The 10,729-nt window shown below is 73.8% G+C and carries 6 protein-coding genes and 2 pseudogenes; 1 reads left to right on the top strand and 7 read right to left on the bottom strand.

Annotated elements, in window-relative coordinates:
* The 4 genes and pseudogenes from ACWD6N_RS36220 to recN all read right to left on the bottom strand — a co-directional run.
* Positions 1-193, bottom strand: a pseudogene (locus ACWD6N_RS36220) (hypothetical protein); the annotation flags it as partial.
* Between the two features lie 121 nt (positions 194-314).
* The gene (locus ACWD6N_RS36215; RefSeq protein ID WP_354968497.1) at positions 315-1,259 is read right to left on the bottom strand and encodes a copper transporter; all 945 of its coding nucleotides are present in this window, start codon (positions 1,257-1,259) and stop codon (positions 315-317) included.
* A gap of 27 nt (positions 1,260-1,286) precedes the next feature.
* Positions 1,287-2,465, bottom strand: coding sequence for a putative cytokinetic ring protein SteA (steA, locus tag ACWD6N_RS36210; protein WP_354968499.1), 1,179 nt, complete (start codon positions 2,463-2,465; stop codon positions 1,287-1,289).
* A gap of 118 nt (positions 2,466-2,583) precedes the next feature.
* Positions 2,584-4,341, bottom strand: coding sequence for a DNA repair protein RecN (gene recN, locus ACWD6N_RS36205; RefSeq protein WP_354968500.1), 1,758 nt, complete (start codon positions 4,339-4,341; stop codon positions 2,584-2,586).
* A 102-nt stretch (positions 4,342-4,443) separates the two neighbouring features.
* On the opposite strand from recN, the gene ACWD6N_RS36200 reads away from it, so the two are divergent.
* Positions 4,444-5,466 (top strand): helix-turn-helix domain-containing protein, encoded by a 1,023-nt coding sequence (locus ACWD6N_RS36200; RefSeq protein WP_354968501.1) that lies wholly within the window; start codon positions 4,444-4,446, stop codon positions 5,464-5,466.
* Between the two features lie 43 nt (positions 5,467-5,509).
* Here the strand turns inward: ACWD6N_RS36200 and ACWD6N_RS36195 are convergent, their stop codons facing one another.
* From ACWD6N_RS36195 to ACWD6N_RS36185, 3 genes and pseudogenes are all read right to left on the bottom strand, one after another.
* A complete protein-coding gene (locus tag ACWD6N_RS36195; protein ID WP_387328724.1) occupies positions 5,510-9,232 on the bottom strand; it encodes a S8 family serine peptidase in 3,723 nt (1,240 codons plus the stop codon).
* Positions 9,233-9,458: 226 nt separating this feature from the next.
* The gene (locus ACWD6N_RS36190; RefSeq protein WP_354968512.1) at positions 9,459-10,343 is read right to left on the bottom strand and encodes an NAD kinase; all 885 of its coding nucleotides are present in this window, start codon (positions 10,341-10,343) and stop codon (positions 9,459-9,461) included.
* 106 nt (positions 10,344-10,449) lie between these two features.
* Positions 10,450-10,641: pseudogene (locus ACWD6N_RS36185) on the bottom strand (16S/23S rRNA (cytidine-2'-O)-methyltransferase); the annotation flags it as partial.
* Between the last annotated feature and the right edge of the window lie 88 nt (positions 10,642-10,729).

The raw sequence follows: 10,729 nt of genomic DNA, 5'->3' as shown, positions 1-10,729 counted from the left end.
TGGTGGCGCCGAACGCGCCGGCTGCGGCCGCGCCGGCGGCAAGCGCCGGCCCGGCGGCCAGGGTCACCGGGCGGCCGCGGAAGTTGGTGCGCTCCAGCGCTGGCCCGATCGGGGCGGTACGCACCTCACGCAGCGCGTACCGGGCGGCGGCGGCGCCGGCTCCGGCGATCAGCAGCCGGCCGAGCGCCTTCACGCCGCCACCTCGCTTCGCTCGGCAGCGGCGGAAGACGCCGCCTTGCTGTACCTCAGGTTCGCTCGCTGCGCTCGCTCACGCGCCGCCTCGTCGGTTTCGGACACGGGGGTACGTCGTTCGCTCACTGGGGCAGTCTAGGCAACAGGCCGGAGGCGGCGTTGTCACCGACGCCGTACTGGCCGGCTTTCTTCTCGGTGAGCTGCTGCGCCAGGGCGAGGCCGCTGACGAACTGGCCCTGCAGGGTGTTGGCGTTGTCGACCGTGGAGATGGTCTGGGAGAGCACGGGGTCGCCGCGGACCACGGCCACCACGTTGCCGCCCGTGGAGCCGTTGCCGCTCACCACGATCGATCCGGTCCGGTCGAACTGCTCGGCGATCTTGACGACCGACTCGTCGCGCTTGTCGGAGTCCTTGTCGACGTACGGTTGCCCGCTGACCACGACGACGGCCTCGGCCGACCCGGTGACCTTGTTGTCGTCGGTGGTCAGGTAGCCGGCGTTGTTGTAGGCGGCGAGTACCGCCCGCCGGTCGGCGTCGCTGACCGGCGCGGTGCCCTGGGCCCGGTCCAGCAGGACGCTGGCCAGCAGGGCGCTGGAGGTCTCCACGCCGTGCCCGTTGCCGGGCAGGCCGGTGGTCTGCGCGGTCGGCCGGGCGGCGGTGACGGCCAACTCCAGCAGGTTGGAGTTGTTGTCCGGGTTGATGAACTTGTCCTGCAGGTCGACCCGGCCGGTGATGGTGGCGCCGGCGAGCTGAATCTTCTTGAGCACGCCCTCGGTGTGGTCGCGCCCGTTGGGCAGGCTGAGCACCAGCACGCGACGGCCGGTGAGGGTGCCCGGGAGGACGACCTGGGACACCTGCTCGGCGAACTCCTCCTCCAGCCCGAGCTGCTTCTCCATGCTGTTGACCTGCTGACGCCACTGCTGGTTGTCCTTGCGCAGCCCGGTGACCTGCTCCTTGAGCGAGTCGGCGACCGGGCCGTTGAGGGCGGCCGTGCCGACCACCAGGCCGATCGCCAGAGCCAGGAAGACCGCGGTGAGGGACACCACGTGGTAGCGGAAGTTGATCACGCTTGCAGCCTCTTGATCGGTCGGGAACTAGAAGAGCCGGTACAGCTGGAACACCAGATTGTCCCACCACTCGGCGGCCACGCCCAGGTATGCCTTCCCGACGGTGGAAACAGCCACCGCGGAGGCCATCGCCGCGACCGCCGAGAGCACCAGCAGCAGCAGCGACGAACCGGAGATGCTCTGCCGGTAGAGCCGACTCACGCCCTTGGCGTCGACCAGCTTGCCGCCGACCTTCAGCCGGGTCAGGAACGTCGAGGCCATCCCACCGCGGCCCTTGTCCAGGAACTCGACCAGCGTGGCGTGGGTGCCGACCGCGACCAGCAGCGAGGCGCCCTTCTCGTCGGCCAGCAGCATGGCCAGGTCCTCGCTGGTCGCCGCCGCCGGGAAGGTCACCGCCGGGACGCCGAGGCCGCTGACCCGGGGCAGCCCGGGCGCCCGCCCGTCCGGGTAGGCGTGCACGATCACCTCGGCGCCGCAGCGCAGCACGTCGTCGGTCACCGAATCCATGTCCCCGATGATCATGTCGGGGGTGTATCCGGCCTCAACCAGCGCGTCGGCGCCACCGTCGACGCCGATCAGCACCGGCTTGAACTCCCGGATGTACGGGCGCAGCACGTCCAGGTCGGCCTTGTAGTCGTAGCCGCGCACCACGATCAGGCAGTGCCGCCCCTGGATCTGGGTCTCGATGTCCGGCACGCCCACGCCGTCGAGCAGCAGATCGCGCTCCTGGCGGAGGTAGTCCATGGTGTTGGCGGCGAACGCCTCCAACTGCACCGACAGCCCCTCCCGGGCGTCGGCCATCGCCTTGGCGACCGACTCGGTGTCCTGCAGGCTGCCGTGCGCCACCGGCTCGTCACCGGCGAAGACCGTGTTGCCCTCGATGCGCACCTGGTCGCCCTCGCGGATCCGCTCGAAGACGCCCTCCCCCAGGTCGTCCAGGAGCGGGATGCCGGCGGCGATCAGCACCTCCGGGCCGAGGTTCGGGTAGCGGCCGGAGACCGAGGGCTTGGCGTTGAGCACCGCCCCGACACCGACGGCGACCAACGAATCGGCCGCCACCCGGTCCAGGTCGACGTGGTCGATGACCGCGATGTCACCGGGCCGTAGCCGACCGACCAGGCGTTTTGTCCGGCGATCGAGGCGCGCGGTGCCGAGGACTCTGCCCGGCTCCGCGATCCGGTTCCGGCGCAACGTGGGTAGACGCATCGTGACCATCCTGGCATGTGAGGCAGCTTTTCTGTCGCGACATGCCTGAGCAGGGCCGCCTACCCAGGGAAGCACACGTCGGCGCAAGCCGGTGTGCTTGCGCCCACAATACGCGGCGTCACGGCCGCCGTTCCTTGGCCGCCACGGCCAGAAGCTCCTCGGCGTGGGCGATACCCAGATCTGAATCTGGCAAACCAGCGAGCATCCGAGCCAGCTCCCGGGCCCGCTCAGTGTCCTCCACCACCCGCACACCGCTCGTGGTCACCGCGCCGCCCGTGTCCTTCGCCACCACCAGGTGCCGGTCGGCGAACGCCGCCACCTGCGGCAGGTGGGTGACGACCAGCACCTGGTGGCTGCGGGCCAGCCGGGCCAGCCGCCGGCCGATCTCCACCGCCGCCTGACCGCCGACCCCCGCGTCGACCTCGTCGAAGACCAGCGTGGGCGGGCCACCCGAACCGGCGAAGACCACCTCGATGGCGAGCATCACCCGGGACAGCTCACCGCCGGAGGCGCCGCGCTGCAACGGCAGCGACGGCGCGCCCGGGTGGGCCAGCAACCGCAGCTCCACCTCGTCGCCGCCGTCCGGGGCGATGCCCACCTCGGCGCCGTTGACCGGCAGCGACGGCTCGGACCGTCCGGCCGGGCGGGGCAGCACCGCGACCTCGATCCGGGCGTGCGGCATGGCCAGGCCGGCCAGCTCGACGGTGACCTGATCGGCGAAGCGGACGGCCGCCTCCTGTCGGGAGACCGACACCCGACCGGCCAGATCGGCCACCTCGCCCGCCAGCCGCTGCCCCTCGCGCTCCAACTCGTCGAGCAGGTCGTCGGAGGTGTCCAGGTCGGACAGTCGGGTGCGGGCCCGCTCGGCCCACGCGATCACCCCGTCGACGTCGTCGGCGTACTTGCGGGTCAGCGCGCGCAGCGCGGCCCGCCGCTCGTAGATGTGCTGCAACCGGGCCGGATCCGCGTCGAGCGTCGCCAGGTACGCCGACAGCTCGGCGGAGACGTCGGTGACCAGGGTGGCCGCCTCCTCCAGCCGGGCCGCCAGCTCACCGAGCGCCGGATCGGTGCCGGACTGCGCCTCCAGGGTGCGCCGGGAGGTGCCCAGCAGCGCCGTCGCGTCCGGTGTCTCGTCGGCCGCCTCCGCGCCGCCGGCCAGGCACTGCTGGGCCACCTGCGCGGCCGTACGCAGCCCCTCGGCGTGCTCGAGGCGCTGCGCCTCGGCCTTCAGCTCGTCATCCTCACCGGGCTGCGGATCGACCCGGGTGATCTCGTCGAGGCCGAGCCGCAGCAGGTCGGCCTCCTGGTTGCGCTCGCGGGCGTTGCGGCGGCGGTCGGCCAGGTCGTCGACGATCCGCCGCCAACCGGTGTACGCCTCGCGCAGCGCGTCGAGCAGCTTCTCGTGCGCCGGGCCGGCGAACCGGTCCAGTGCCGCCCGCTGCTCGGCCGGGCGCAGCAGCCGCAGCTGGTCGGACTGGCCGTGCACGGCCACCGCCTGCTCACCCACCTCACCGAGCATCGACACCGGCATGCTCCGGCCACCGAGGTGGGCACGGGACCGGCCCTCCACCGTCACCGTGCGGCTCAGCAGCAGCGAACCGTCCTCGTCGGGGTCGCCGCCGGCGTCGGTGATCCGGGCGTACACCGCGTCGGCGACCCGGCCCTGCAGGCGCAGCCGCCCCTCCACCACGGCCCGCCCGGGCTGGGCACGGACCCGCCCGGCGTCGGCCCGGCCCCCGAAGAGCAGGCCGAGGCCGGTGACCACCATCGTCTTGCCCGCACCGGTCTCGCCGGTGATGACGTTCATCCCGCCGGTCAACGGCAGCGTGGTGTCCTCGATGACGCCCAGTCCGGTGATGCGCAGCTCTTCCAGCACAGCAACCGACAGTAGACGCGTGGCCCGACACTTGACCAGCCGACGGAGCCGCGGGGCAGGTCGCCGTACGGCCGGCACCGGGCCGACGTACAGTTCTGCCCCGTGTTGGACGTGATCGGCCTGACCCCGGCTGAAGAGGAGCTCTACCGCTGCCTGCTCCAGCTCACCACGGCCCGGATCGACGAGCTGGTCCAGCGGCTGCAACGCCCGCGGGCGCAGGTCGTCGCGCAGGTCGAGGCCCTACGGATCAAGGGCCTGGTGCTGCCCACCGACACCGACCCGGACGCCCCGCTGCGCCCGAGGGCACCGGACGTCGCCCTCGGCGCGGCGCTGCTGCGCCGACAGGAGGACCTGGAGGCGGCCCGGCGGCGGGTCACCCAACTGGCCGAGGAGTACCGGTCCGGGCTGCGCCGTCACCACGGTGACCACCTGGTCGAGGTGATCACCGGGGCGCGGATGCTCCGGGACCGGCTCCGCGATCTGCAGAACTCGGCGCGTACCGAGGTGCTCTGGTTCTGCCGGACGAACCCCCTCGCGATGGCCGGCCCGGAGAACGTCGAGGAGTTCGACGCGCTGGCCCGCGGGGTGAACTACCGGGCCATCTACGAGCGGGACCTGCTGCTGGAACCGGGCGCGCTGGCCGACCTGGCCAAGGGGGTCGCCGCCGGCGAGCAGGCCCGCGTCCTGGACCGGCTGCCGGTCCGACTCGCCATCGTGGACGCCCGCACCGCCATCTGCCCGCTCGTGCCCGACCGCGACGGCGGCGAGCCGAGCGCCGCCGTGATCGGCCGCAGTCAACTGCTCGACGCGCTGCTCGCCCTCTTCGAGAGCCACTGGCGGGTGGCGACCCGGCTGCGCCTGGACGACCCGCTGGCCGTGCCGGCGTCCGAGAGCCGCAGGCCCGACGACCCCGACGACCACCCCGGCGACGGCTACCGACCGGACGCCGACGAGGCGCGGCTGCTGTCGCTGTTCGTGGCCGGGGTGCCGGACAAGTCCATCGCCTCGCAACTCGGGGTGAGCCGTCGGACCGTGCAGCGCCGACTCGCCGACCTGATGGCCGCCGCCGGCGTGGACACCCGGCCCGGGCTGGCCTTCCAGGTCGCCCGGCGGGGCTGGATCTGAGCGAAGGGGCGGGACGGCCCACGGCCGCCCCGCCCCGCGCGCGTCAGCGCAGCCCGTACGCGTCGACCACGGTCTGGTCGACGGTGTTACCGGCCCGGTCGCTGCCGTGCACCCGCAGGGACACCGTGCCCCGGCCGGCCGGGACGGTGGCGGTGAACCGGGTGCCGGAGCCCTTCACCGGCACCTTGCGCCAGGTCTTCCCGCCGTCGAAGGACACCTCGACCCGCAGGCTGGTGCCGGTCGGCGCCGGCACGCCCGCCGGCTGGCGCAGGCTCAACCCCAGCCGGTGCGTCCGACCGCCGGCCACCTGGCCGCGCAGGTCGGCCGGGACCTGGTAGTCGACCTGAAGCAGCGGCAGCGGCCGGGCCTTCTCCTCGGCCGGGCGGGCCGAGGTGAACTGCCAGGCCGTCTCGGTACGGGTGGCGTAGCGCCACTCGTCCGAGGACCGCCGCGTGGTCAGGTCGAGCCGGTAGCGGGCCGACTCCGCCGTGGTGTGCACCGGTGCCCACCCGCCGGAAAGGTCGGCGATCTGCTTCCCGTCCCGACTGAGCCGGGCCTCGACGGAGTCCGACTCCTCGCTGCCGCCGGCCGGACTGTAGTGCCCGTCGGCGTCGACATACTCGGCCACCCGCAGGTCCAACGTGTCCCCGGTGCGGGACGGCACCGGCACCGCAGCGCCGGCCGGGACGGCCGGACGGACCACCGGGACGTGCCAGCTCTCGGTGTCCCGGTCGTCAGCGTCGTACCGCCGGGGCTGCTGGGTGAGCCCGCCGAGCAGACGACCCCAGGACCAGGTGAGCTTGTGCAGGACCTGGTGCTGCCACCAGTTGTCACCGGCGCTGACGAACTCCTGCCGGGTGGTGCCGGTACGCACCAGCCGCTGGTCGTCGTTCCAGGAGGTCTCCTGCCACGGACGCCAGCCGAACCGCTGCTCGGTGGCCCACTCCGAACCGCCGACGTCACCGTAGCGGGCGGTCACCTCGGCGGTGTTCTTCGCGGTGACCGTGTGCACGATCCGCTCCGGCACCCGACCCTTCGAGACCTGCCACACGTCGTACAGGTACGGGCTGTCCACGGTCAGCGTCAGGTCCAGCGTCGCGCGGCCCTTGCGGACCGTCGCGATCAACCGCTGCCCGTCGTCGTACGCCACCGCCATCGCGGGCACGGGAAGCCGGTCGCCCACCGGGTTCCAGACGGTCCACGCGCTGAAGTCCGCCGGGCGGACGATGAGCACCGACTTCGCACCGGCCGCCGCGGCCGCCGCGATCTGCTCCTCCTCGGAGACATCCGGGCTGCCGCTGAGCAGTGCCGCGGCGCCCCGCACCCCGGCCAGCTCGGCGGGGGTGCCGGTGCCGGCCCAGACCAGCGGCAGCTTCTGCCGTCCGATCGGCGCCGGCGAATAACCCATCAGGTTGATGTCCAGCGGACCGGAGAATCCGCTGATCCGGGCGTCCACCATCGGTGCGACCAGCTGCCAGCGCGAGGCGAACTCGAATTCGCCCTGGCGCACCGCGCGGGTCGGCGTGACGTTGACCTGCTGGATGGTGCTGAAGGTCATCACGCCGTGGTCGACCTGCCGGCCGTTGCCGAAGACCCGGTGCTCGTAGAAGCTGATCGCGGCCCGCTGCTCGGTCGGTTTCGGCGTCTCGATCCGCACCGGGGTGCCCTTGCGCGGGTCGAGCACCACGGTGACGTCCCCGGTGACCATCAGCTCCGGGTCGGTGACCAGGGTGATCTGCTCGTCCAGCGGAGCGCCGTGCTCGATCAGCGCCTCGACCAGGTAGGGGCCCTCCTCGACCTGCACCTGCGTCTCGCCGCCGGCCCAGCCGATGTAGTCGGACTCGGGGTGCTCGCCGAAGAGGGTGAGCACCGGCGACATGCCCGGCTGCCCCTGCATGTCCAGCACCCGGAAGGTGACCGTGTGCTGCGGGCCGCTCAGGGTGAGCCCGACCGCCGTACGCACCGCCACGCCGTCCGCGCCGGTGGCCACCAGCCACCCGCCGTGCGGGCCACGGTCCAGCTTCGCCGGGTCGGCGCGCAGCGGAACGGCCACGCTGCCGCCCGCCGGCACGGTGACCTCGCCGCCGCCGACGGTGACCCCGTCGGCCTCGGCCGCGCCGCTGTCCAGGTTGCGCAGCTCCAGGGCCAGCCGCAGGGTCTGCGGGGCCGCCGTGCCGTTGGTGTACGTGACGGTCCGCTCGACCGCCGCACCGCCGGTGGACACCCGACCGAAGTCGGCGGTGCCCGAGCCGTACACCCGCTGGCTGAGCGCCCGGGCCACGTCGACCCGGCCGCCGCCCTGCTCGAAGACGGTCAGCGCCGGGTTCGCCTTCGTGGTGCTCACCAGCGCGTCCTTGAGCTTCCCGGCCGTCCAGTCCGGGTGTTCCTGGGCGAGGATCGCGGCCGCGCCGGCGACGTGCGGGGTGGCCATCGAGGTGCCGGACGCCGTCGTGTACGCGTCCCCCACCGGCGTACCCATGGTGGTGCCAGCGGCCCGGGCGGCGATGATGCCGACGCCCGGCGCGGTGATCTCCGGCTTGAGGCCGTTGTCGCCGAGCCGCGGGCCGCGGCTGGAGAAGTCCGCGAGGTTGTCGTCGCGGTCGACCGCGCCGACGGTGAGCGCCGCGGCGGCCGCGCCTGGCGAGCCGACGGTACGCGCCGCGCCCTCGTTGCCGGCGGCGATGACGAACAGTGCCCCGGTCTCGGCGGTCAGGTCGTTGACGGCCTGGCTCATCGGGTCGGTGCCGTCGGTGGCGGAGCCGCCGAGGCTCATGCTGACGACCTTCGCGCCGGAGTGGGCGGCCCACTCCATGCCCGCGATGATGGACGATTCGTAGCCGGAGCCGGCGTCGTCGAGCACCTTGCCGACCAGCAGTCGCGCGCCGGGGGCGACGCCCTTGCGCAGCCCGGCGGAGGCGGCGCCGCTGCCGGCGATGGTGGCCGCCACGTGGGTGCCGTGGCCGTGCCCGTCGTTGGCGCTGCCACTGCCGGAGAAGTCCTGCGCCTCGGTGATCCGCCCGGCCAGGTCGGGGTGGGTGGCGTCGACGCCGGTGTCGAGCACCGCCACCTTCACGCCGTTGCCGTCCCGGCCGGCCGCCCAGGCCGCCGGGGCGCCGATCTGCGGCACGCTGTGCTCCAGCGTCGGGCGGACCTTCCCGTCCAGCCAGATCCGGGCGACGCCGGCGCCGAGCCGGGCCTGCGCACCGGCGGTACGGGCCTGCGGGGTGCCGCGCAGCGTCGTCCACAGGCCGCCGAGGTCACCCTTGCCGACCCGCAGCGCCGCGCCGTTGATGCTCTCCAGCGGCCGGGCGTCGGTGGCGCCGGCGAGCGGCCGGACCCGGCCGGCGGCCGGCTCCTGGTAGCGCACGATCAGCGGCAGCGCGCCCTGCGCGGCGTCGCCGTACCCGTCGGCGGCCAGCTCCTGCACGTCGAACAGGTTCGGGTCGAGCACCCCTGCGGAGACGTACGGCACGACGTCGCTGGGCAGCACCCGCAGCCCGCCGTCGGCCTCCACGGTGTGGAAGGTGATCCGCTCGCGGCCGGGGCCGGGGCGGACGGTGGCGGCCAGCCGGCCGGGCGCCGCCTGCACCAGTGCGACCTGGTCGCCGGTGATGAGGGTGATGTGGACGGGCGCGGTACCCGGGACGGTCGGACCCGGGTTCGGGCCGGTGGGCCGGGCGGGCGGGTCGGCGGACGCCGGTGCGGCGAGCCCGACGACCAGCGCGCCGACCGCGCCGGCGGTCAGCCAGCGTGGGGGCCATTGCATGCGATGCGCTCCTCTACTCCAGGGGGGCCGGTCTCAGGGAGATCGACCGATCGGAGTCTGCGACGCAGCGCGTCGGCTGGTCACTAGCTGCGGTGCGCCGCACCAGCGACATGTCGCCAGGTGGACATCGGGCGGCGGACGGCGGGCCGTCGGATGTCCGGCGGGTTTCCACCGGACATCCGGGATCCCGTCGCCCCGTCGAGGCGATGCCGTGCCGGGCGGCGGGTCAGCGGCGAGAGCCGCGCCAGCCGTGCACGGGCAGCCCGAACTTGGCGACCAGCCGGTCGGTGAACGGGCGGGCCCGCAACCGGACGATGCGCACCGGCAGCGCGCCTCTGCGCACCGTGACCCGGGCGCCGGGCGGCAGGTCGTAGACCCGTCGCCCGTCGCAGCAGAGCACGGCGAGGGTGGTGAACGGGTCGACGGTGATCACGAACGTGGACGTCGGGGCGGTGACCAGCGGACGGCTGAACAACGCGTGCGCGCTGATCGGCACCAGCAGCAGCGCCTCCACCTCCGGCCAGACCACCGGCCCGCCGCCGGAGAACGCGTACGCGGTGGAGCCGGTGGGGGTGGCGCAGACCACGCCGTCGCATCCGTAACGGGACAGCGGCCGGCCGTCCACGTCGACGAGGAGTTCGAGCATCTGCGCCCGCTCGCCCTTCTCGACGCTGATCTCGTTGAGCGCCCAGGACTCGATGGTCGGGCCACCGTCGAACTCGGCCGTGACATCCAGGGTGAGCCGCTCGTCCACCGTGTAGTTGCGCCCGACGACGTCACGGACCGCGGTGTCCAGGTCGTTGATCTCGGCCTCGGCCAGGAAGCCCACCTTGCCGAGGTTTATGCCGAGCAGAGGCGCCTTCGCCGGACGGGCCAGCTCGGCCGCGCGCAGGAACGTGCCATCCCCGCCGAGCGCGAAGACGATCTCGGCGCCCTCGGCGGCCTCCGGGCCGGCGATCGGCACCACGCCGGGCAGGTCGAGGTCGTCGGCCTCCTCGGCGATCACCCGGACCTCGAACCCCGCGGCGATGAGATCGGCGGCGACGGCGCGGGCGTGCTCGGTGCTGCGCCGACGGCCGGTGTGGGTCACCAGCAGCGCGGTCCGGCTCATCGCAGCGGCCGCCCGTCCACGGCGGGACGACGCCCAGCCGTCGCCGTCGCCGCCCCGGTGCGGCCGCGTGTCCCGCGTGCCGTCCCGGAACGCTCGCTGCACGCGTTCATCCTGCGACCTCCTCCGCCGCCGCCGCGTCCGGCACGTCGCCGGTCGTCGTCAGGCCGTCCGGCCCGGCCGCCACCACGGCCCGCACCCGCTGCGGGTCGGCCGGCGGTGCGCCCCGGCGCAACCATACGAAGAACTCCACGTTGCCGCTCGGCCCGGGCAGCGGGCTGGGCGCCCCCGCGGCCCGCCCCCGGGCGGGCGGTGGCGCCGCCCGGGCGCCCGCGGAGAAAGGGAGAGGGGGGGGGGGGGGGAGAGGGTGGGTAAGGGAGTGTAGATGA

The organism is Micromonospora sp. NPDC005163, assembly GCF_053599835.1.
Note: the sequence above shows the minus strand (reverse complement) of the source record. Positions and strands in the feature narration are given on the sequence as shown.